20 protein-coding genes and 1 tRNA gene are annotated in these 23,289 nt (G+C 38.2%); 11 read left to right on the forward strand and 10 right to left on the reverse strand.

Translation table 11 applies throughout. The annotated features are described in order from the left end of the window. Positions 1-20 precede the first annotated feature (20 nt). Complete coding sequence (locus AC6I5C_RS14015; protein ID WP_053978500.1) at positions 21-1,244, forward strand: ammonium transporter; 1,224 nt, start codon at positions 21-23, stop codon at positions 1,242-1,244. Positions 1,245-1,325: 81 nt separating this feature from the next. Here the strand turns inward: AC6I5C_RS14015 and AC6I5C_RS14020 are convergent, their stop codons facing one another. Next, positions 1,326-3,911 carry a phosphoenolpyruvate carboxylase gene (locus AC6I5C_RS14020; protein WP_497905695.1) on the reverse strand — a complete coding sequence of 862 codons (2,586 nt, stop codon included), beginning with the start codon at positions 3,909-3,911 and terminating at the stop codon, positions 1,326-1,328. A 380-nt stretch (positions 3,912-4,291) separates the two neighbouring features. Here AC6I5C_RS14020 and metK point away from each other — a divergent pair, with 380 nt between their 5' ends. Then, a complete protein-coding gene (gene metK / locus AC6I5C_RS14025) occupies positions 4,292-5,545 on the forward strand; it encodes a methionine adenosyltransferase (protein WP_497905696.1) in 1,254 nt (417 codons plus the stop codon). Positions 5,546-5,683: 138 nt separating this feature from the next. Continuing rightward, positions 5,684-6,859 (forward strand): MFS transporter, encoded by a 1,176-nt coding sequence (locus AC6I5C_RS14030; RefSeq protein WP_497905697.1) that lies wholly within the window; start codon positions 5,684-5,686, stop codon positions 6,857-6,859. On the opposite strand, the gene AC6I5C_RS14035 is transcribed toward AC6I5C_RS14030, so the two are convergent. Continuing rightward, a complete protein-coding gene (locus tag AC6I5C_RS14035; RefSeq protein WP_497905698.1) occupies positions 6,856-8,415 on the reverse strand; it encodes a M20/M25/M40 family metallo-hydrolase in 1,560 nt (519 codons plus the stop codon). The genes AC6I5C_RS14030 and AC6I5C_RS14035 overlap by 4 nt on opposite strands. Positions 8,416-8,763: 348 nt before the next feature. Between AC6I5C_RS14035 and AC6I5C_RS14040 the strand changes: the two genes are divergently transcribed. From AC6I5C_RS14040 to AC6I5C_RS14050, 3 genes are all read left to right on the forward strand, one after another. Continuing rightward, positions 8,764-9,150 carry a hypothetical protein gene (locus AC6I5C_RS14040; protein WP_497905699.1) on the forward strand — a complete coding sequence of 129 codons (387 nt, stop codon included), beginning with the start codon at positions 8,764-8,766 and terminating at the stop codon, positions 9,148-9,150. Positions 9,151-9,225: 75 nt separating this feature from the next. Further along, positions 9,226-9,987 carry a sigma-70 family RNA polymerase sigma factor gene (locus tag AC6I5C_RS14045; protein WP_497905700.1) on the forward strand — a complete coding sequence of 254 codons (762 nt, stop codon included), beginning with the start codon at positions 9,226-9,228 and terminating at the stop codon, positions 9,985-9,987. Between the two features lie 27 nt (positions 9,988-10,014). Continuing rightward, positions 10,015-10,422, forward strand: coding sequence for a hypothetical protein (locus AC6I5C_RS14050; protein ID WP_497905701.1), 408 nt, complete (start codon positions 10,015-10,017; stop codon positions 10,420-10,422). 121 nt (positions 10,423-10,543) lie between these two features. On the opposite strand, the gene AC6I5C_RS14055 is transcribed toward AC6I5C_RS14050, so the two are convergent. The 7 genes from AC6I5C_RS14055 to AC6I5C_RS14085 all read right to left on the reverse strand — a co-directional run bounded on the left by AC6I5C_RS14055 (position 10,544) and on the right by AC6I5C_RS14085 (position 17,645). Beyond that, positions 10,544-11,308, reverse strand: coding sequence for an exodeoxyribonuclease III (locus tag AC6I5C_RS14055; protein ID WP_497905702.1), 765 nt, complete (start codon positions 11,306-11,308; stop codon positions 10,544-10,546). Positions 11,309-11,365: 57 nt separating this feature from the next. Then, positions 11,366-12,217, reverse strand: coding sequence for a universal stress protein (locus tag AC6I5C_RS14060; protein WP_497905703.1), 852 nt, complete (start codon positions 12,215-12,217; stop codon positions 11,366-11,368). Positions 12,218-12,514: 297 nt separating this feature from the next. Then, positions 12,515-12,596: transfer RNA gene (locus tag AC6I5C_RS14065), tRNA-Tyr, on the reverse strand. Positions 12,597-12,690: 94 nt separating this feature from the next. Beyond that, complete coding sequence (locus tag AC6I5C_RS14070) at positions 12,691-15,396, reverse strand: carboxypeptidase regulatory-like domain-containing protein (RefSeq protein WP_497905704.1); 2,706 nt, start codon at positions 15,394-15,396, stop codon at positions 12,691-12,693. A 39-nt stretch (positions 15,397-15,435) separates the two neighbouring features. Beyond that, on the reverse strand, positions 15,436-16,317 hold the full coding sequence (locus AC6I5C_RS14075; RefSeq protein WP_497905705.1) for a GLPGLI family protein: 882 nt from the start codon (positions 16,315-16,317) through the stop codon (positions 15,436-15,438). A 108-nt stretch (positions 16,318-16,425) separates the two neighbouring features. Next, positions 16,426-17,262: a GLPGLI family protein gene (locus AC6I5C_RS14080; RefSeq protein ID WP_497905706.1), complete on the reverse strand. Its 837-nt coding sequence runs from the start codon at positions 17,260-17,262 to the stop codon at positions 16,426-16,428. A 20-nt stretch (positions 17,263-17,282) separates the two neighbouring features. Further along, a complete protein-coding gene (locus tag AC6I5C_RS14085; protein ID WP_497905707.1) occupies positions 17,283-17,645 on the reverse strand; it encodes a hypothetical protein in 363 nt (120 codons plus the stop codon). 125 nt (positions 17,646-17,770) lie between these two features. On the opposite strand from AC6I5C_RS14085, the gene AC6I5C_RS14090 reads away from it, so the two are divergent. The 5 genes from AC6I5C_RS14090 to AC6I5C_RS14110 all read left to right on the forward strand — a co-directional run bounded on the left by AC6I5C_RS14090 (position 17,771) and on the right by AC6I5C_RS14110 (position 22,284). After that, positions 17,771-19,300: a sensor histidine kinase gene (locus AC6I5C_RS14090; protein WP_497905708.1), complete on the forward strand. Its 1,530-nt coding sequence runs from the start codon at positions 17,771-17,773 to the stop codon at positions 19,298-19,300. After that, positions 19,290-19,973 carry a response regulator transcription factor gene (locus AC6I5C_RS14095; protein ID WP_497905709.1) on the forward strand — a complete coding sequence of 228 codons (684 nt, stop codon included), beginning with the start codon at positions 19,290-19,292 and terminating at the stop codon, positions 19,971-19,973. The genes AC6I5C_RS14090 and AC6I5C_RS14095 overlap by 11 nt, the downstream gene beginning before the upstream one ends. Positions 19,974-20,095: 122 nt before the next feature. Then, on the forward strand, positions 20,096-20,806 hold the full coding sequence (locus AC6I5C_RS14100) for a response regulator transcription factor (RefSeq protein WP_497905710.1): 711 nt from the start codon (positions 20,096-20,098) through the stop codon (positions 20,804-20,806). Between the two features lie 80 nt (positions 20,807-20,886). Further along, positions 20,887-21,666 (forward strand): hypothetical protein, encoded by a 780-nt coding sequence (locus AC6I5C_RS14105; RefSeq protein ID WP_497905711.1) that lies wholly within the window; start codon positions 20,887-20,889, stop codon positions 21,664-21,666. Between the two features lie 3 nt (positions 21,667-21,669). Next, a complete protein-coding gene (locus AC6I5C_RS14110; RefSeq protein WP_053978518.1) occupies positions 21,670-22,284 on the forward strand; it encodes a deoxynucleoside kinase in 615 nt (204 codons plus the stop codon). A 4-nt stretch (positions 22,285-22,288) separates the two neighbouring features. Here the strand turns inward: AC6I5C_RS14110 and AC6I5C_RS14115 are convergent, their stop codons facing one another. After that, positions 22,289-23,284 (reverse strand): App1 family protein phosphatidate phosphatase, encoded by a 996-nt coding sequence (locus AC6I5C_RS14115; RefSeq protein WP_497905712.1) that lies wholly within the window; start codon positions 23,282-23,284, stop codon positions 22,289-22,291. Positions 23,285-23,289: the final 5 nt, after the last annotated feature.

A 23,289-nucleotide genomic window follows, 5' to 3' on the forward strand; every position in this document is an offset into this window, starting at 1 on the left:
TAAGAAAAGAAATAATTAACATGGAAGAATTAACAAACCAAATAACAGAAATAAATGGTGTTCTAGATATTTTTTGGATTCTCGTTGCCGGTATCTTCGTATTTTTTATGCAGGCAGGCTTCACATTGGTTGAGGCTGGTTTCACCCGTTCCAAAAACACCATCAATATTGTAATGAAAAACCTGATGGACCTCTGCATTGGTTCCTTAGGGTTTTGGGCCATAGGATACACCATCATGTATGGTGAATCCATAGGAAAATTTATTGGAAGCCCTTCATTGTTCTATAACGAACCGGGAGACATGCACAATTTGTTTTTCCAAACCGTATTTTGTGCCACCGCTGCAACTATCGTTTCAGGAGCCGTAGCTGAACGTACAAAATTTTCAACCTACATTATTTTCTCTTTGATCATGACCACCATTATCTACCCAATCTCAGGCCACTGGGTATGGCAAGGAGATGGTTGGTTAACAGAATTAGGCTTTATTGATTTTGCGGGATCCACAGTTGTACACTCTGTAGGAGGTTGGGCCGGATTGGTAGCTGCCGCCTTAATAGGTCCTAGAATTGGAAAATATACAGGAGGCAAATCAAACGCGATCCTTGGTCACAACATGATGTACGGAGCATTGGGTGTGTTTATTCTTTGGTTAGGATGGTTTGGTTTCAACCCAGGATCTGAGCTTGCCATTTCAGGAGGAAGCGCCAACAATGTTGCCAATATTGTTATCACCACCAACTTGGCCGCTGCAGCTGGAGCAGTTACAGCTTTAATCCTGACTTGGGTTAAGTACGGTAAACCTGATTTATCAATGACCTTGAATGGCGCCTTAGCCGGCTTGGTAGGAATCACTGCTGGATGTGCAGCTGTCTCCCCAGTTGGAGCCGCCCTTATTGGAGCCATCTCAGGATTTACTGTAGTAGTCTCTATTGCGGTAATCGATAAAAATTTAAAAATAGACGACCCTGTGGGAGCCATTTCAGTACACGGTGTTGTTGGAGCCTTAGGAACCTTATTGGTTGGTGTATTTGCTACCGATGGAGGCTTGTTCTACGGAGGAGGCTTTAAACAATTGGGAGTTCAAGCCATTGGAGTTTTCAGTATCGGGGCTTGGGCAATTGTAGCCACTTTCATTGTACTATTCATTCTCAAGAAAACCATAGGACTGAGAGTTCCAGAACAAGATGAAATAAAAGGATTGGACATTACCGAACACGGAATGAACGCCTACAACGATTAACTAATTTAACTTTGCAAATACAAAAAACCCTCGACAGCAAATGCTTCGAGGGTTTTCTTTTTAAAATATTTTTTTTTTAATCTAAGCCGAATTTCTACTGGCATTGATATTTCCGAACAACGAACGCGTTACAATCTTCTCAAAGATCTCTATCTGTTCTTCATCTCTTACCTCTGCCTTCTCCAGCTCTTGGATTTTCTTCAATGCATATTGCTGAATGGTCAACAACGGCAACACAATAGATTCCCTTACTTCAATTGACGCCTTCCCTGCAGGCTCATCTTCCATTAGGGTTTTAAACCCTGTCAATTTCAACAGCAAGCGTTTAGTGGTTTCGTATTCTGTATAAATGATTTTCCAAAACTCCCCGAACTCAGGATCGTCTGCCATATATTTAGTTAAGTCAAAAAAGGATTTTGACAAGGACATCATACTATTGGCGATTAAGGTTCTAAAGAAATTGGAGCTTTTATACAGATGTTTCACTTTATCAAATTCTCCAACATCTTCATAGGTTTTCAACGCTGTACCCACACCGAAAAACCCAGGAACATTCTGTTTCAACTGACTCCACGACCCTACAAAAGGAATGGCTCTCAAGTCAGAAAAAATAAGTTTGTCAGATTTTCCACGTTTCGATGGACGGCTTCCAATATTGGTCTTCGCATAATATTTTAAGGTACTCATACGCTCCAAATACGGAATGAACATAGGGTGCCCTTTGAAATCCATATAAGTTTTCAAACTGATTTTAGCCAAATCATCCATTACGGCAACATTGTCTGGAGACATACGGTTAACATCCTCGTGCATCTGGTTATTGAGCCCAGAACTTATCAGCTGCTCCAGGTTGTATTGAGAAGAATCCAAAGTCCCAAAATTAGAACTGATGGTCTGCCCCTGTATGGTCAACTGCACTTCCTTATCTTCAATGGTTGGCCCCAATGAGGCATAAAACTGATGCGTCTTTCCTCCACCTCTTGCTGGTGGTCCACCACGGCCATCAAAAAAGATCACGGTTACATCATATTTACGCGACACCTCTGTAAGGCGTTCCTTAGCCTTAAAAATAGCCCAGTTCGCCATAAGGTACCCACCGTCCTTCGTTCCATCGGAAAACCCTAACATGATAGTTTGTCTATTTCCTCTAGCCTTTAAGTGGGCCTTGTAAGCTGGATTGGTATAAAGCTCTTCCATAACTAGGTGAGCATTTTCCAAATCGGTAATCGTTTCAAACAACGGCCCAATATCCACGGTCAATTCATCTTGGAAGGCTACCAACTTTAACATAGCAAACAACTGCATAACATTAAGCGTTGTTTGGTTATTACTAATGATATATCGGTTTGCAGCACGTTCACCATTATTGGTTTGTATCTCTTTAATCACCTTGATAGTATTCAAGGCTTTTAACACTTCTTCATCTTTTATCAAGGACAAATCAACCTTACCTTCCACTTCAGAAAGTATTTTCACCTGCTCTTGTTCGGAAAGTTCATTGTAGTTTTTTGGAAAAATATCACTTCCACTTTCTATTAAGGTATCCACCATAGCGGTAAACACCTTGTCATGCGCTCTACTATCTTGCCTAATATCTAAAGTGGCAAAATGGAACCCAAACAGATGCACTTTGTTCAACAAACTGTTGACTTCTTTATAATAAAGTGACTGATGCTTTTCCTCGATTGTATCAAGGATGAATTTCAGTTCAGACTGAAAATGCTCCAACGTAATATTATCCTCGGCATTCACATCGACAAACGCGTTATATAGTTGTGCTTCCAAAGCCGAAATGCGCTCTTCTACATCACGGAAGGTCAAACGCCTTCTTAAGGCCCTAACACTTTTATAATAATTTTTAAGAATGGTCATCTTAAGCCTATTGGCCACTTTAAGTGTTATTTCCGGAGTCACAAATGGATTTCCATCCCTATCGCCTCCAGGCCAAAATCCAAGATTGATGATATCATTATTTATGTGCTTTCCATCAAAAATATTCTGTTGGATATAGTCATAAATAGTTCCGAAGGAATAATAAAACACATTTTCCAAATACCATATCAAACTAATCGCTTCATCATATGGCGTTGGCTTGGTGTGCTTAAAAAATGGTGTTTTTCCCAATTGGGCCAAAAGGTCATTGATCAATAACAAATCGTTGTTTTGGATAGCTTCGGTAAGATCTGTTATGATCCCCAAAACAGCCCCAGGATAAAACTGTGTAGGATGCGCCGTAAGTACGATGCGTACTTTAAATTCTTCCAAATACTGGCGCAACATCTCCAAATGCCCTTCAGAAGTAACAGATTCCTTCAAACTTCTCAAAGTCCCAATCCCATCCATGTTGTTTACTGTAGGGAAAGCGGCATCTTCAATAGCATCGAACAATACGACCTGGCGCTCGATATACTGAATGAAGCGAAACAACAAATTAATTTGACTTTCCTTACTGCGCCTGCCTTGGTACTTTGAAAAAAAGGTATCCACAATAGTTGTGGGATCATCCCCTCTTTCAAACCCCTTTTTGCAGGTTTCATGAAACAGCGGCAATAAAACGCCAGTCTTGGAAATGGTATCAAAAGGCAAGGTCATAAATATACTGTTGTATATCTGATATTTGGACAATACTTCTTGATTAAATCGTGTTAATTTTGGTTGTGTTCCCATAAAATTTTTCTCGTAAGAGTGAGGATATAAAATTACTTAAGCTTCGTGAAAAGTCATAAGTTTTAAAAAGAAATACAGAATTTTCAGTTTTTCACCCTTAAATTAATGATTCTTTGCTGAAATGTATAGTATAGCATTTTTTTTTAAACATTAACCATTTATTCGAAAAAATCGCCCAATTCATATATTAACAATTCATTAAGTTGCTTTTTAAGGCAAAGTGTTTTGTTCTTTTAATTTAATCAGTACATTTGTAGCCGAATTTTAGAGGAAAGATTTGACTGATTGCAACCTCATTAAAAAATGCTAAAGGACAGTGACAACTTCCTTTGACGCTACCGTCAAATCTCTCCATTTTAAGCATATTTTATTTATATTTTATGGCATATTTATTTACGTCGGAGAGTGTATCTGAAGGACACCCAGACAAAGTAGCGGACCAAATAAGTGATGCTCTTATTGATAATTTTTTAGCGTTTGACCCAGACTCCAAAGTGGCTTGCGAAACCTTGGTAACCACAGGACAGGTAGTACTTGCCGGTGAGGTAAAGTCAAACACCTACCTAGATGTTCAAAAAATAGCAAGGGACACTATTAATAAAATTGGTTACACCAAAGGCGCCTACATGTTTGACGGGAATTCTTGCGGGGTGTTTTCTGCCATCCACGAACAGTCTGAAGACATCAACAGAGGAGTGGACAGAGCTTCCAAAGAAGAGCAAGGAGCTGGAGACCAAGGAATGATGTTTGGTTATGCCACCAACGAAACCGAAAACTACATGCCTTTGGCATTGGATTTATCTCACAACATTCTTAAGGAGCTTGCCGAATTAAGAAGAGAAAATCAAGATATTACATATTTGCGCCCTGATTCTAAAAGCCAGGTAACTATAGAATATAGCGATGACAATACGCCTCAACGTATTGACTCTATTGTTATTTCTACGCAACACGACGACTTTGGAAGCGACGATGAAATGTTAGCTAAAATCCGTAAGGATTTGGTTGAAATTTTAATTCCTCGTGTTATAGCAAAACAACCAGAGCACATTCAACAATTGTTCAACGACAACATCACGTACCATATCAATCCTACCGGAAAGTTTGTAATTGGTGGTCCTCACGGCGACACAGGATTGACTGGACGAAAAATTATTGTGGACACTTACGGGGGCAAAGGAGCTCACGGAGGTGGTGCTTTTTCAGGAAAAGATCCAAGTAAAGTAGACCGAAGTGCTGCTTACGCTACAAGACACATTGCCAAAAATTTGGTTGCTGCAGGAGTTTGTGACGAAGTATTGATTCAGGTAAGTTATGCTATTGGCGTTGTAGAGCCCATGGGAATCTTTGTAGATACTTACGGTACTTCACATGTGGATTTGACGGACGGAGAAATTGCCAAGAAAGTAGGCCAAATTTTCGATATGCGCCCAGCAGCCATTGAAGAGCGTTTAAAATTACGCCAACCAATGTACAGTGAAACTGCCGCTTACGGACACATGGGCCGTACCAATGAGGTGGTTTCTAAAGTATTTTCGCAACCAAATGGAGAAGACATCACAATGGATGTTGAACTATTTACGTGGGAAAAACTAGATTATGTAGATACGGTAAAGACCTCTTTTGGACTTTAATTGATTATAAAAACATCCTTTTTTATAAAATGCCTCGAGACCCTCTCGAGGCATTTTTATTTCCATCCATTATGTAATTCAGAAAAAAATAAACGAAATTAGAACAAACCAAAACTTTAAAAACCGACATTTTTCCGAATGACTATTTCCGAAAAACCAGCCAAACACATCCTTCCCATTATTGTGATCTCACAATTTTGTTGTACCTCACTTTGGTTTGCAGGAAATGGTATCATGGATAATTTGGTTAAAAATTTCAACTTAACCGAAACCGCCTTGGGGAACCTTACCTCTGCCGTACAATTTGGTTTTATAATCGGCACCTTAACCTTTGCCTTACTCACCATTGCCGACAGATTTTCTCCTTCCAAAGTCTTTTTGACTTGCGCCATTCTTGGAGCGGTTTGCAATTCCTGTATGATTTTTAATGGTAACAACTATAGTACCTTATTGACATTTCGCTTTTTAACAGGATTCTTCCTTGCAGGCATTTATCCTGTAGGCATGAAAATTGCCGCTGATTACTACCAAAAAGGACTTGGCAAATCATTAGGATTTCTTGTTGGCGCTCTAGTTTTTGGTACAGCTCTCCCTCATCTTTTGAAAAGCTCGATGCAAACCATTTCTTGGACCTATGTATTAACCGCCACCTCCTGTTTGGCCCTCATTGGAGGGGTAGTCATTGCCATTTTTGTGCCAAACGGCCCTTACCGTAAAGCTAGTAAAGGTTTAGATTTTAAAGCCGTTTCCAGAGTTTTTAAGAACCCAGAATTCCGGTCGGCGGCCTTTGGATATTTTGGGCATATGTGGGAACTCTATGCCTTTTGGGCCTTTGTTCCCTTTATGCTAAAACATTACAACCAACAAAACGATAGTCATATCAACATCTCTTTAACCGCATTCTCCATAATCGCTATTGGAGGACTATCCTGTGTATTGGCTGGATATATTTCCCAACGAAAAGGAGCTAAACAAACCGCCTCAACAGCACTTTTACTTTCGGGCTTATGCTGCCTTCTTTTTCCTTTGGTTTTTCAACTTGGAAATTTCCTTTTTGTGTCATTTTTGATTTTCTGGGGAATGGTAGTCATCATGGACTCTCCTATGTTTTCCACCATGGTCGCCCAAAATGCCCCAACAGAAATAAAAGGAACCGCGCTAACCATTGTCAATTGTATTGGTTTTGCAATCACCATTTTCAGCATTCAACTTTTAACCCAATTAAGTAGCCGTTTCGATTCTCCTCTCATATTTTCGATTTTAGCTATTGGGCCTATATTTGGACTTATCGCACTACTGAAGCCTAAAAACTAATCAACACCACCCAACCTTTTTGGGGATTTCTGTTCAGGCCACAATTGCTGTTCACCTGTTTTAGGATCCATAGGCATGACTATTTTTTCACGGGAAGCAGTTTCAGAATCTTCAGATGCCATATAAGCCAAAATGGCCGTTAAAATAACGTTGCTCCGCAAATCATCAAACACAATCTTGTCGTAAGTATCCCTATTGGTATGCCAAGTATAATCTCTGTAATTCCAATTTAGGGCACCCAAATAAAACGCCGGCACTCCTGCCGCCACAAAGGAGGCATTATCCGAACCACCGCTACTAGGCGACCCAGGAAACGTAGTTTTCACCTGCTGTGAAATTTCTTTAGGTACGGCTGCCAACCACCTCGAAAGATACTCATAGGAATTTAAAAAACCTGCCCCTGAGATATCTGTGATTCTCCCCGTTCCGTTATCCTGATTCAAGACCACCTGCACGTATTCTACAATTTCAGGATGATCTTCTACAAAAGCCCTGGAACCATTCAAGCCTTGTTCTTCACTTCCCCAATGCCCCACCAAAATGGTACGTTTTGGATGGGGATAGACTTTTTTCAGAATGCGCATCACTTCCATCATCAACACAGTTCCCGTTCCATTATCGGTTGCTCCGGTGGCACCATCCCAAGAATCTAAATGCGCCGATAAAATGACATATTCCTCAGGTTTCTCAGACCCCTTAATCATTCCTATGGTATTAAACGCAGGCACCAAGCCCAAATCTTTGGAACGAGCCACCACCCTAACTTCGGGCTTCTCTCCACTTTCTGCCAAACGGTACAGCATGGCATAATCTTCCAATTCCACATCTAGAGTTGGAATACCCTTTGTTTTAGATCCAAAAATACGGTTCACTCCAAATCCTTTGGACCAATAACTTGAGATAATACCAACAGCACCGGAATTCTCCAATAACCTCACAATATCTGCACTTTTGTAACCTGTTCTTGCTATGTTTCGATACCATGCCCTTGTTATGGAATCGCGAGAATTCTTCAATTTTTCAAAAGACTCAGGCTTAGCAAACTTCTCCCAGCTACTATCAGGACGCCCTGTTAACTGATACATCGAAGTCAAAACAAACTTTCCTTTTACTGTCTTTAACCATTTCTGAAAATGTATAGAATCTTTCACTACAGGCAAGGTCACCACCTCTCCAACCACACCTTCCGGAGGAGTCGTTGGACTCCAAGCCAATTGAATCCCTTCTAAAGATTGCACACGAGGTGACACCATATCGATGTGGGTGATGCCCCGCTCCCATCCTTTCCACTCGCCCCATTGCTCCCTTTTGGCTTCAATACCCCATTTTTCATAGGTTTTCATAACCCAATCACTGGCCTGTTCCATTTGTGGTGTTCCAGTTAACCTGGGACCAATGACATCCAAAAGGTGATGTGCCAAATTTTCCAATTGGGAAGTATTATTAGCCTCTTGCTCTATTTGAGAAATAATGTCTTGGGATTCCTGCGCATAACCCATGGAAGTCGCTAATATTCCAACTGCCAGCACACATTTTGTAAACAGATTACATGTCATATTTTAGAATTTTCAACAATCTTAAAACCTCTAAAATAAACTTATTTTAACACATAGAAGCAACAGCCTTTAAGAAGCTTCGAAACAAGGTCAAAATCAATTTTTCAGTCAAAAACTTTAACACAAAACACAGGTCTCCAACTGATAAATATCATTTCAATTTTATTTTTTTAAACTTATATTTAAGGCTCAATAGCTCCTCATTTTATCTCTCCAAGATTAAGCTTCTCTTAAAGAAATCCTATAAAAATTATTAACGTTCTACAATGTCATTTTCTGTGGTAGGAATCTTGGCAAACAGCAATAATCCGCAAGTTAAACGGGAACAATACTTAAAAATCAGAACTCATGGAAACGCTAATAATCCAAAATTCAGATTTTCATTTTGAGCACAAACAATGGGAAAGAGAACTCTTTTTTTGGGAAGATGAATTGAAATCCTTCAACAAGCGTTTGGAAGAACTAGTAAAACGCTATACCAATCACAGTGTTTTAGCACAATTGGAACATTTCCAAAACCAATTTATCCGTCAAGTGGAAGTTATGGACACACTTCAACACGACATCAATGTACATGAAACAGACATGACCGAGCATGAAAAAAAAGGCGAGGACGTGATGAATTTCAATCTGGCAAAAAAACATTTTCTGTTAAGGGAACGCATGGAAACCCAAAGAATGATCTATCATGATTTAAAAACAGATTTCTTCAAGTTCCTCTCAAAACACATGTAAAAACACTTTCACAACAGTGTCGTAATGTCAAAAATTACGGCCCCAAAAACGAACAATAAATAAAAAACAATAGCCATGAATACTGCAACAGACACTTATAAAAAAGGGACTATTCGGGTAATGATTACCGAAGTATTTCCAGAACTCATCCACCTGAAAAAAGTAGATGACAGGGAGACTTTCAACAATCTTATCCTAAAAATTTTACCGAGTATTAAAAAATATATCCACGGAAGATTGGCCGCACTATCCTCACACCCACATTTTTCAAGAAATAAATACAGCGAGGACGATATTGTTGACCAACTCTTCATAGAAGTTTACGACCATATTGAAGAGGTAAAAAAAGCCGATGATTTTTATCTATGGTTATTTAAAAAAACTGACGAATTACTCGAAGACATCACCGTTGAAGAGGAATTTGACGACTTCTTCTACAAAAATACTGATGAGTACACCAAAGACGAATGGAATGAAATGGAAGAACAGTTTAGCACAGATGGCGACGGCGATTTATTGATGATTGAAGAATTGGACGATATTTCATATAACAAAAACGACTACCTGCTAAACCATGTATTTATCAAAGATGACGAGCAAGACTACATTGAGAAATTGGACAAAGAACTCGACGAAACCAAAATTCAAAAGCACATTGCCATGGTACTCAAAAAACTTCCAATCCCAATGCAATCCGCCTTCGATCTGTTTGCAAACTACAATTTTACCCCAACCGAAATAGCAGATCTTAAACGGATGAAAACCATAAAAGCAATACAATTGATTCAAACTGCCAGAAACAGCATTCGAGACAGTTTAATAAGTAGATATTTATAATTCTTAGAAACCTTGAATTCACACATTATGGAAACTACACATACAAACCCAAAAACCGAGCTTCTATTGGGAGCCGGACTGAACGTGCTTCATTTTGAAAGCAAAGAATGGCTCGAAAACCTTGCCTTTTGGAAAGATGAAACTCGATTTTTTGAAGACCTTTTATCTAAAAAAACGCCTATTACCGAGCAACAAAAAGAACATGCAGACATGCTACGGGAACTAGACCAAATTCACAAAGATCTTTTTGAGGATTTCCAACAAGTAATCATGAAACACGAGCGAAAACTTTCTAAAATTGAAAATGGAGACCAACAAATCTCCGATAGCAATTTTAGGGAAGAACATAGAAAAATAAAAGAGCGCATTACCACCTTTGAAAATAACTTCCGGTCATTTAAAAAAATCGTATTTAGTTTTGTAAAAAGTCTGTAATCGCAACATTGATTTGACACAACTAGACACGCCAATTAAAGATTGGTGTAGCACTGCTTTACCCTGAACTCAACATAATCCAATTCACCTTAGAGAAAACTTATTGCCTACAAATGAACAATTACAGTTCGATTTCCAACTGTACCGGACAATGATCTGAACCAAAAACATCACTCAAAATTGTTACGGATTTCACCCTATCCACCAAAACCTCGCTCAACAAAAAATAATCGATTCTCCAACCCACGTTGCGCTCTCTGGCCTTAAAACGGTAGCTCCAATAGGTATAGGCAACTTCATCTGGGTGCAACATTCTAAACGCATCCACAAAACCAGAAGCAATAAAGGCATCCATGCCATCTATTTCTATTTGAGTATAGCCTGCTGTTTTGTTATAGTTTGCCTTGTCATTCTTTAGGTCTATGGGTTGATGTGCCACGTTAAAATCGCCACAAACTATAACAGGCTTCTTAGCCTCTAGAGCTTTTAAATATTTCAGAAAATCTTCGTCCCACTGCTTCCGATAATCCAACCTATCCAATTTTTGCCCCGAATTGGGCACATATACATTCACCAAATAAAAATCTTCATATTCCGCACACTGCACACGCCCTTCGTCATCATGTTCTTCTACTCCAATATCATTGACTACATCCAAAGGAAGTGACTTTAACAACAGAGCACTTCCTGAATAGCCCTTTTTACTTGCCGAATTGAATTTTAGCGTGTACTCTTCAAAATCTCCCAAAGCTTTTAGCACCTCATTATCCTGAGCCTTGGTTTCCTGTAAACACAATATATCTGGCGCCATATGTTCTACCGCCTCTTTAAAACCCTTACCCAATATGGCTCTTATACCATTAACATTCCAGGAAACAATTTTCATACGTTTAAGAATTTGATTTACTAAATATATGAAGGAAAATTAACAATAATACCCAAATTACGCCTTAAGCAATTTTGAAGGAATCAATAAAAATGGGATTTTCAAATTAAACCCAATTTGATTGATATTGGATTTGAAAAACAAATTCTCGAAAAAGGAGTGCTTATTATTGATCATGACTAATAAATTGATTTTTGCCTTGATCTGAAATTTTTCGATAGCATTTACAACGGTAGCATTACTCACACTATGAAATATATGAGCTATGTCCTTAAAGTAAGTTTCCAAGGTATCTTTATTCTTTTCTTGCCATTCAGAAAGTCCGTTTTCCGGAACCACATTTAAAATATTCACCCGAGAACTATGAGAAGACAAAATATCACGGATAGGCTTTAATTGGCTCTCCTTATAATCGATGGAATAATCGGTTGGAAACAACACCTCATGAGGTGTTTCAAAAGGAAAATTTTCTGGAATTGCCAATACAGGACATTTTACATTTTTAAACACCTGTACTGTATTGGATCCAAACAGAACCCCTTTGGTTCCCGAAGCCCCCTTGGTCCCCATCACAACATAATCAATGGCCTTTTCCTTTACAAAAAGGATAATTTCCTGAATTAAAGTATTAAAAATAGCCATGGTCTCAATTGTGTGCTTAGGATTGCGAAACTCTTTATGCATCCGGTCCTTAAATTCATTCAATTGCTCTACTGAATTTGACCTAGCCGTATCCACCATTCCCAGTTTGTCGGGAATCATCAATGCATATTCTATCTGATAAATTGGAGGTGTATAAGTGTTAAGCAAATAAAACTTGCAGGTTTCATGTTCAAAAAGCTGCAAGGCATATTTGATGGCATTCCAAGAATTCTCAGAAAAATCGGTGGGAAGAAGAATATTTTTCATGACTTTTAAGTTTGATTTTCATGCGCTCTAGGCCCTTCTTCTGCTATACTTAGGAATAACCTCAACTAATTTCCAATAAAATTTAGGGGTATTGCCAATGAAACCGGTAAAGCAGTTTAAATTTTCGCTCCAAGATTCCACTACTAAAGTTACACAACTTAAACACTTAAAACAATGACATATATCAGCAGAAATTTAAACTCATAGAGTTCCTAATTTTAAAAGAGAAGCCGTTAAAACAGGGAGTATTTAAAAAGCAAAAAGCCTCCAATTTCTTGCAGGCTTCTGTTGTTTTAGTGGGGAGAGCAGGATTCGAACCTGCGAAGACATAGTCAGCAGATTTACAGTCTGCCCTCGTTGGCCGCTTGAGTATCTCCCCCAAAACCGAGCGCAAATATACTACAGTTTTTCATTTGCACAAATAAAAAAGAGAAAAGAACTCAATTATTTTTCCTTCTGAAAGAATTAACCTTCTACAACGTATAAATCAACCTAAACGTAACATACATTGGCTGAATATAATACTCACTGGCCCTGATACTGGTGTCACTGGTACTACTTTCGTTTTGAGCCCTCGTGTCCAACAAGTTAGTTGCTTTTAGCTCATACTCCAATTTGGCATCTTGATTTTTTCTATAGGACAAGGATGCATTCCAAAACTTATAATCGTTGATTGTACCATCTTCATTGCTGAAATTGGTATAGGAAAAATCTGTTCTAAAAGTTATGGACTTCCAAATGTAGGCATCAAACTCAACGGATGGCGTACTGGTATAAAACTTAGCTCTAGTATCGCCTTGGTCACTATCCTGAATGGTATAGGCATAGCTTAGTTCCACATTCGGTGCCTCTCTAAAATTGGTACGAAGTTCGGCTTTATAATTTTGGGTGTAGTTTTCATTCACCGAGGTCTGCGATTGGATGAATTGTGCAAATTTGGAATAGGTCAAACCTCCGTTAACCGAAGCCCGCAATTTTCCAAAACGTCTTTGAAAACGCCCATTGGCAGAAGCCGTTTCATCTGCAAAAGACGAGTTAAAAGGGGAACTGGTACGAATCACACTTTCAAAATTGGACAGACTCCTAATTTGATCAATGCGCTTGCTATAACTTACCATAGCAAACACATTGGTATAATTAAACATGTTGAAGCTGAAATAGGTCAGGTTGACGTTATGGGACACCGCATTATCCAAAGTCTCGTCCCCGGCAAAAATGGCATTATAGTTATTCAACACCAGCCCTTTTGCCAAATTGGTCACATCGGTAAATTGGGTTTGCATTCTATAATTCAAATTGATATTTTCACTCTTCTTCAACTGAATACGCATATTGAAATCTGGCAGTACTCGGAAAAAGTTGTCCTTATAAGTATCGCCGTACTGCACATTTTTTGTACTGTAGGCATGAGTGGAAAATCCAGGAGACACGGTAAACTTCCCTCGTTTGAAACGGTAATGAACCCCCAAATAAATATCACTGAAATTATAATCTGTATTATTGACATCCAATCCGTCATTAAAGGTTGGAGTAGGGTCAAAAACCGAACCATCATCCAAAACCTGAAAGATCTCTGAGTCGAACTTCTGATTGCTTAAAATGGTTCCGAAGGTAAAATTGATATCACTTCGTTGGCTCAATACATTCCAATAATCCAACTTGGCATCCATCTGATTGGACTTGATTCGCTTGTCCTGCCCTATGTCATACACCAACTGGTCCGCGTTCATCCCCAAAGCGTTCGCTGTATTCTCATAATTCTCCTTATCCTCTAAAACTGCATTGTAAAATGGATCTTCATCCTGAAGCAAATGCTGCACTTCCAAAGCGAAAATATTCTTCTCATTCAAGGTATAGTAATAGTTCAGGTTTTGATTAATGCTATACGGACTGGTTTCTTCATACTGGTTGGTGTTTCCTATCACAGAAGAATTGAACAACTGGTCTTGCGACTCCTTGGACATCCTCCCCACAATATCATAATCCAACTGGTTATTTACATTAGGCTTGTACTTGGCACTCAGTTTTAGCATTCCCAAATCACTTCGTTGCATGGTATTGCTTTGGGTAAGCTCATCCGGAATTCCCAACTCTGGATTGGTGTATTGCACAAAATTGTTTTCTTGAAGTTCGGTTTTGGAGTTCGAGAAAATAGCAAACCCACTTAAGTCCAATGATTTTTTTGGCGAATAACTAAAGTTGGCCGCCCCAAACTTAGTACTGATAGCTTTGGCGCGATTATTTTGCAATGCCAAAAATCCCAGGTTGTTATTTCCCAAATCAATGTTGGTACCACTTTGTCTACTCGGCATTCTAAAGCCTCCCGTAAAGTTGAAATAGTCCCGTCTTGTAAAAGCCACTTCCCCTATATTGTTTAAATCTCCAATAAGGTTGATGCTGTATTTAGGACTGTAATAAAACAGTTTGGGCTGCACCACGTACAAACCATCCTCATTGGCTACGCCAGAACCTCCCGTAACATGGCCAAACCAAAAGTTCTCTTTACCTTCTTTCAACTTGATGTTTATGGCAATATTATCTTGGTTATCGGTCACTCCTTTCAATTGCCCTACTTCTGCATAATTTTTAAGCACCTGCACTTTATCCACCGCATTGGAAGGGATATTTTTAGTGGCCAATTTTGAGTCGCCATCAAAAAAATCCTTTCCATCCACCATCACCTTCGATACTTTTTTACCTTCAACTTCTATTTCTCCGTCATCGGTCACCTCTATACCTGGCAATTTTTTCAGAACATCCTCAAGTTTCCGTTCCGTTCCATTTTTAAAGGAATCGGCATTGTAAATCAAGGTATCCCCTTTTACCGTTACAGGCATTTCATACACCAATTCAACCTCATCCAAAGTATTGTCCATTTGCAATGAAAAGTCCTTAGTAATATCTGCTTCTTGGGTTGAAATAATTTCTTCATGGGTTTTCATCCCAATGTAACTCACCTGAATCTTGTACTTAGAATTAGCCTTTAAATTCAACTTAAAACGGCCCTTATCGTTAGTCGTCCCGAAGGATTCCAAAGTATTGCTCTCTTGGTTGATAGCAATAACATTGGCCAGTTCCAAAGGGGTCCCGATACTGTCCTTTACAACGCCCTCTACTTTAATTTGGGCAAAAGAATAACTTGTCGCTAATAGCAACATGGCTAACAAAAATCTTTTCATTTTAGTGGTTTGGAATGTTTGATACTTTAGAAATTGCGATTAGAAACGTCTGCCTTCACCGTGACGTCTACCCCCATACATTTCGCGCATTTCCTCAATTTTCTTTTTCACAATGTCGTTATACTCTTCACGAGTAACTTCTTTCCCTTTCGAAGGTATTTTAATGGTTTCCTTCTCGTCTGGGTTCAATACTATTTTAGAGCAAAGTATGGTCGTTCTATCTGCATTGACTTCCAAAATCAACCCTGGCAATCCCCAATATTCTCCAGGCCCCTGGTTGACTGGAATTTGTGGTGTGTACCAAGCGGTAATAATAATTTCCTTTGGAACTTCCACCTCATCCATGATATTTTTAGATGTAGAATCTTTGGCTTTTTCCTTGTCTTGGGACTCGCTACGGTCTTTTGGTGGACGTGGTCTCATACTCCTAAAATCCATGTCATCCACTTTTTTTACTGCCGTAGCTTTGAAACAGGTATACTGACCAATTTGCTTGGTTTCGCTTTCCATTTTCCACTCCAACTTTGGCAATTCGTCCTTGATTAAAAATTGCTTTCCAAAAAACTCCTGCTCCTGTAGCAATTGAGCATCCTTTACATTTTTATACTGTGGTCCCGCTGTGAAATTCCCCATCATTCTCATAGGTCCTCCTGCACCGGGAGTTTCCAATTTTTCTTCTTCTTTATAGATGGACTCCGTTTTATTGAACACAAGAATGAATGTCTTCTCAAACATTTGTTTCATGCGCTCGGCCATCATCTTTTTTTGTTCTTCTGTAAATTGCCGGCCACCTCCAAAATTGGACATGTCAATGGTAGTTTTGGATTCGTAAATGGCTTTGCCTTGAAACTCTTGGGCATTGGTCATACCTGTCATGAATAGCATGAACAAGAAGCATAATTTGGTAGAAATCGATTTCATATGATAAGGTGGTTGATTGTTAAATGATAAAATTATCTCTTAAACACCATATTAGACTTATGAAATCTTTAATAGTTAATCCTACAAGTGTTAAAATTTTCTTAAATACTACCCGCCAATCTTAATTTCAATATTGTGACCGTCACCTCGTTCGGAATTATAGCGTTCTTCCATTTCCTGGAGTTTCTTCTCCATGATCTTGTCGAACTCCTCTTGATTTACCTCCTTACCCTTTTTTGGCTCCAAAATCTCAACCTTATCTGCAGGGTTCAAAACAATCTTGCTACAAATAATGGTTTCGGAGCCATCATTAACTTCAAGGATCAACCCTGGCAAACCAAAATAGTTGGCCGGCCCATTGTTTACAGGAATTTGGGGTGTGTACCAAGCCGTCACAGTTACCGTTTCCATTTCAGGCTCCTTTTCCTGGCTTAAATCCTTGTCGCCATTTACACTAATTCCACTAACAAGCTTGGGTTGCACCCTTGTAATGGTTGCTTTGTAACAGGTATATTCTCCTATATTTTTGGTGTCTGATTGGAATTGCCAATCTTCCTTTTTCAACTGATCTTTTATTAAGAAAACCTTCCCGAACACATCATTTTGATTGGTATAGCGTTCTTCTTTTGTATTCTTATACAATATATCCGAACCTCCGGTATTTACTACCACCATTTGCATGCCCCCCATTTGAGGCGCTCCCAGTTTTTCTTCTTCTTTATAGATAGACTCTTCCTTGTTAAAAGACAAAATGAAAGTCTTTTCAAACTGTTTTTTAAGCATGTCCATCATTTTTTGGTGCATCTCAGAATTCACCTGACTACTATCCAATTGGATATCGATTTTACGTTTGGTTTTATAAGTGGCAACGCCTGTAAAATCTTGAGCATTGGCAATGGTTGTAAATACCATCAATATTGCAAATACTTTAATAACTGTTTTCATAAGTAGTTCTTTTTGATTTTTTATTGGTAATAGCCCAAGGCCATTTTTTGTATCATTTTAATTTGATTGCAAAAAGCTTCCAAATCATTGGAATTGCCATCGGCCTTCATGGATAAAGAGGACTTTTTTCCGTTTTTCATTGGTTCGCCATAGCACACAATTTGGAATGACAATTCTTTATTGGCTTCGGAGTTTTTAAAGATATCCTGTATTTCCTCAAGATTCAAGTCCTCCAAGTCCTGAATAGATTCAACATTAATACTTATGGAAATACTTTCAAATTTAACCTCGTCACTTTTGCCAAAGTCTGCTACGCTTGGTGATTGGGCCAAGCATAGAACAGACATCAGACTTGTGACTAACACAATAATTAATGTTTTCATAACTGTTCGCTTTTTGATTAATTGACATTACAAATATGGTTGTTAATTTCTGCAATAACAGTTAACTAGTGTTAACGTGTGTTAACCGATTAGTTTTCCAATGGCATAACATTTACATTTGAGTTATGAACGATAAACGCTACAATTGGATTTTATACATTATTGTTTTGGTAATCCTTTGCACCATTGGCATACAGGTGTATTGGAATTACAAAAACTATCTTTCCAACAGGCAGCAATTGATCAATGAAGTCCAAATAAGTTTGGACAACGCAGTAGACGCCTATTATACCGAGTTGGCCGAAAACACGACTATTGGGTTTGCTTTCAATGGTGATGGGCAGGATGAATTTATGAAAAACGGAGGTGCTTTTGACAGTATTATCAAGCAAATTGATTTTTCTACCAAACAACACAAAGGTTTAGATTCCTTGGAGCTGAAAGCTATAGACGGCGTTTCAATTTTTAAGGGCAAAGCAGCCGATTCCATGTTAAGCTCCCTAAACCTTCACAAACCAAAAATGGGAGACCATGTATTGGAAGCAGCCTTTAACAATGAAGTAGATTCCACAAAACGAAAAAACTTCGAAATACTCACCTCGAAAGTGGTCATTTCATTGTCCAGCGATAGTATTTCACTTCCAAAAATAGACACACTTTTTCAAAAGGAACTACTAAGAAAGCGTATTGACATTGACTACAAACTCACTGAAAATGTCAACGACAATGATACCATTACCCTAAACCAACTCTCGTTCACACCAAAAAGCCAAAAACTAAAAAAACTACCCGTTTTAAGTACAACTTCGGAATCCTCATACTTGCCAAGAGGCAACAATCTCACAGTATTTTTTGCGAATGAAACAGCAGAAATCCTAAAGCGAAGTCTTTCCGGTATTCTTATATCGAGCATCCTAATTTTAGCCGTAATCGGCTGCCTGTTTTATTTACTAAAAATCATCAAACAACAAAAACAGTTATCTGAAGTAAAAAATGACCTGATCAGCAATATCACCCATGAATTTAAAACACCTATAGCAACCATTAGTGCCGCCATTGAAGGCATTAAAAATTTCAACATACAAAACGACCCCAAAAAAACAGAAACCTATTTAAACATTTCCAACCAGCAACTTTCCAAACTCAACACTATGGTTGAAAAGTTATTGGAAACCGCCACTTTGGATAGCGACAACTTACCACTGAATAAAGAAACCACCAACATCACGGAGCTCTTGGAAACGGTCATTAACAAACATCAACTTCAGCTTGAAAACAAAACTTTAGTATTCCAACCTCACCGAAAAGATGTGTTAGCGCATATAGATGTTTTTCATTTTGAGAATGTGCTCAACAACCTTTTGGATAATGCCATTAAATATGGTGGTTCCCAAATAAAGGTATCACTAGACCAAAATCGAAATGGTTTTAACATAGAAATTTCCGATAACGGAAATACCATTACTACTGCACATAAAGACCAGATTTTTGAAAAATTCTATCGTATTCCCAAAGGAAATACACACGATGTAAAGGGCTTTGGTATTGGACTGTATTATACCAAAAAGATTATTGAAAAGCATGGCGGGTCCATTCAGTTGGACCTAACCAAAAATTGGACGACTTTTAAAATTAACATGCCTAATGACTCCTAAAATCACCATACTCCTAGCCGAAGATGAGGCTGCTTTGGGCCAAATTATCAAGGAGAGCCTTGAAACCAGAGATTTTAATGTGTTGCTCTGCCCTGACGGCGAAGTTGCTTTGAATACTTATAAATTGCAACATCCAGACATTTTGGTTTTAGATGTAATGATGCCAAAAAAGGATGGTTTTACATTGGCCAAAGACATTAGAGCCATAGACGACAGCATTCCCATAATTTTTTTAACGGCCAAATCCCAAACTCAAGATGTGGTAGAAGGTTTTTCGATAGGCGGCAACGACTATTTAAAAAAACCCTTCAGTATGGAGGAACTGATTGTTCGCATTCACAACTTACTGAATAGATCCAAACTTCAAAAAGCGTCAACAACCTTTCAATTAGGCAAGTTTACCTTTGACTTTCCAAAACAGACTTTACAATTCCTAGATGAAGATGCCATTCAATTAACCCACAGGGAAGCGCATTTATTATTTCACTTGATCCAAAACAAAAACAAGGTTTTGGATCGTTCTGTGATTTTGAACAAACTTTGGGGAAATGATGATTTTTTCAGCGCCAGAAGTATGGATGTCTTCATTACAAAACTCAGAAAAAAATTAAAGGAGGATCCAGAAATCCAAATTTTAAATGTACGTGGATTTGGGTATAAACTCATTTACTAAACTTTTTCTCCCTCATATAAAGCCATATATTTTTTCATGATTCTAGTCATTTGAATAACATTAATAAGTTGCCTATTTTTGCAGAAAATTTCGAAAGCATCCCGACAAAAAACTAAGGTTCTATGGAAAGACACATTTTATTAGCTGAAGATGATATAGACCTTGGCACTTCTCTTATACAATATTTAGAATTCAACAAGTTCAAGGTAAGTTGGGCCCAAAATGGAGAAGAAGCTTTTGAGATGTTCAAACAACAAACTTTCGATATTTGCATCCTCGATATCATGATGCCCAAAATGGATGGGTTCTCCTTGGCAAAAAAAATGGTGGGCAGCAACCCTCATATTCCTTTTTTGTTTCTAACAGCAAGAAAAACTAAAAATGACCGTTTCAAAGGATTACGTTTAGGTGCCGATGATTATATTGTGAAACCTTTTGAATTGGAAGAGCTCATTTTAAGGGTAAACAATATCATTAGAAGAACCCTCCAACAACAAAAGCTAACGGTAGAGACCCAAACTTCAGACCTTATACAAATAGGCAAATACACCTTCGATTTCAATAACCTTGAACTTCACTTAGGAGATTCTATCCAAACCCTAACTGAAAGAGAAGCGCAACTGATATACTTTTTTTCGAACTACAGAAACCAATTGATTCCAAGGGAAGATATTTTAACCAAAGTCTGGAACAAAAAGGACTTCTTCTCTGGCCGCAGTATGGATGTATTCATTAGCCGTGTCCGTAAGTTTTTTAAGGATGATAAAAATATCAGTGTAAGAAGAGTGAGAGGTGTGGGACTAGAATTTCAAGTAAATGAAGAATCAGAATAAAAAAAGCAGCTAATTAATTAGCTGCTTTTTTTTCTTATCCACCTTCAAAAGTTTCAAATGCATTTTGTAATTTCATTTCCATGAAGCACTCCCTTTTTTTATTGCTTTTTTACAGCCTTCTCGCAAGTGCGCAAACGTCTATTAAAGCCAACTTTGCCGACTCAAGACCTTTTAAGGCAGATACCATCATTGCTATTGACAATTTTGAATCCCTCTACTACATCTCCAACAATACTTTTCACAAGACATATCAAGGAAAGGATATCAACTACGCCAATGTGCAACTGGGAAACCTTACTTCTGCAAATACTTTCAATCCGTTAAAAATAAATTTATTTTACAAAGACTTTAATACTATCGTTATTTTAGACAATCGTTTGGCTGAAATTTTCAAAATTGATTTCAATACCAAACAGCCCTATAAAAATGTGTCTCATATAAGCACTGGTTTCGATAACAACATATGGATTTTCAATCAGGATTTACTTCAATTGGAACTTTACGATTATAAAACCAATACCACCAAAGCAGCCGCCATGCCCATCCAATCCAAAGTTTTGGACCTTAAAAGCAATTACAACTACTGCTGGCTGCTTACCGAAGATTATCTATACACCTACACCTACACAGCAAGTTTACTTTCCAAAATAAAAAATGAAGGCTTTACAGCTATGGGCACTGTTAATGAAATCCTTATCCTAAAAAAAGACAACCAACTTTACTTTTTGGGAAATGGGCAGAGCCAATTTCAAAGTATCGTCCTTCCCGAATTGTTAATAAAACAGTTTTTAGTAACCAACCAAACCTTGTATATTTACGATAGGGAAACCCTCAAACAATTCCATCTAAAAATTGATTAACATATGCATTTTGCAGTAGCAGGAAATATTGGCGCTGGAAAAACAACGCTTACAAAATTACTCGCCAAACATTTTCATTGGGAACCACAATTGGAAGATGTGGTAGACAACCCATATCTAGATGATTTTTACAATCAAATGGAACGTTGGAGTTTCAACCTACAAGTTTACTTTTTGAACAGTCGATTTAGACAGGTATTGCAAATTAGGCAAAGTGGCAAGGACATTATTCAGGATAGAACCATCTATGAAGACGCCCATATTTTCGCTCCAAACCTCCACGCCATGGGCCTTATGACCAATAGGGACTATGAAAACTATCGCTCGCTTTTTGACCTTATGGAATCCTTGGTGCAAGGACCAGATCTGCTTATTTACCTGCGTAGTTCTATCCCTAATTTGGTGTCACAAATCCACAATAGAGGAAGGGATTACGAAAGCTCTATTAGCATTGATTATTTAAGCAGATTAAACGAACGCTACGAAGCTTGGATTCATGGTTACGATAAAGGCAACCTTTTGATTATTGACGTAGACCAATTGGATTTTGTGTCGAAACCAGAAGATTTAGGTGAAGTTATCAATAGAATTGATGCCCAAATAAACGGTCTCTTTTAACCCCTTATTTAATAAATTTATTAGCTCTTGCATGGGCTATGGCCTGTTCGCTACTTTCCACCAAAAGTACAGGTGTAGTTTTGTAGTTTTCAAACAAACCGCGAACCCTTAACATTTTTTTGGTGTGTTTGACACTGCGAAGATAGATGGCCAAGATTCTATCTGGGTACATTTGTGCTATTTCAATATAGATATCGGCATCAAATTCACCACTATCCCCAATCAAGATAAACTTCATCATGGGGTAGGTTTTCAAAATATTTAAAATCTCCTTTTGCTTTTGTGGTTTATCCCCTCTTTTTTTCTGCAGAATATTTTTAAAACTTCTTAGCAGAATAGGCCCTTTCGGGAATTGATGCTGCCTTAAAAACAACTCCAAATATCTATACATATTCCACGGACTATGACTGACATAAAAAATAGGATTCGCATTTTCACCTGATCTTCCCCGATGCAACAAATGATAAAATCCAGGAGCTCCTTTTAAAGGCAACCGATGCTTGGCATTCTTAAAGATGGTATTGTAAATCACTCGCCATTTTAACCACGATACCACACCAGTATGCAAAAGCGTGTCATCAATATCGGTAATAACACCATAATCTACTTTTTCGGAAGGCACCAACAGCTCTCCCTTAAACCTATTATTGCTTTGAATTTTTCGCTTTGGATGGTCATCGCTATAGGACACCTCAAAATGCACCCAACCTTCCTCATTGGTCAATGTGTGTAAATCTTCAAGAGTGGTATCTACCAAAAAATAGCCGTGGTCATCAGTTTGGGTTTCAATTATTCTTGAATCTGGCAGGGTAATTTTAAGGTTGGCGTATTTAATTTCATCGCTTTCAAAACGCTTCCAAGAATTCACCAATAAATGAAATATATGATGCTGATCGAGATCAATCGATTCGTCTTCCAAAGCCCTTCCCCTTACATACAAATGGGAATTGGTACCGTAACTTTGAAACACAACAATTTGAAGCGGGTCTTTTTTAAACATTGAAA

Source organism: Mangrovimonas sp. sgz306409 (genome assembly GCF_059735265.1).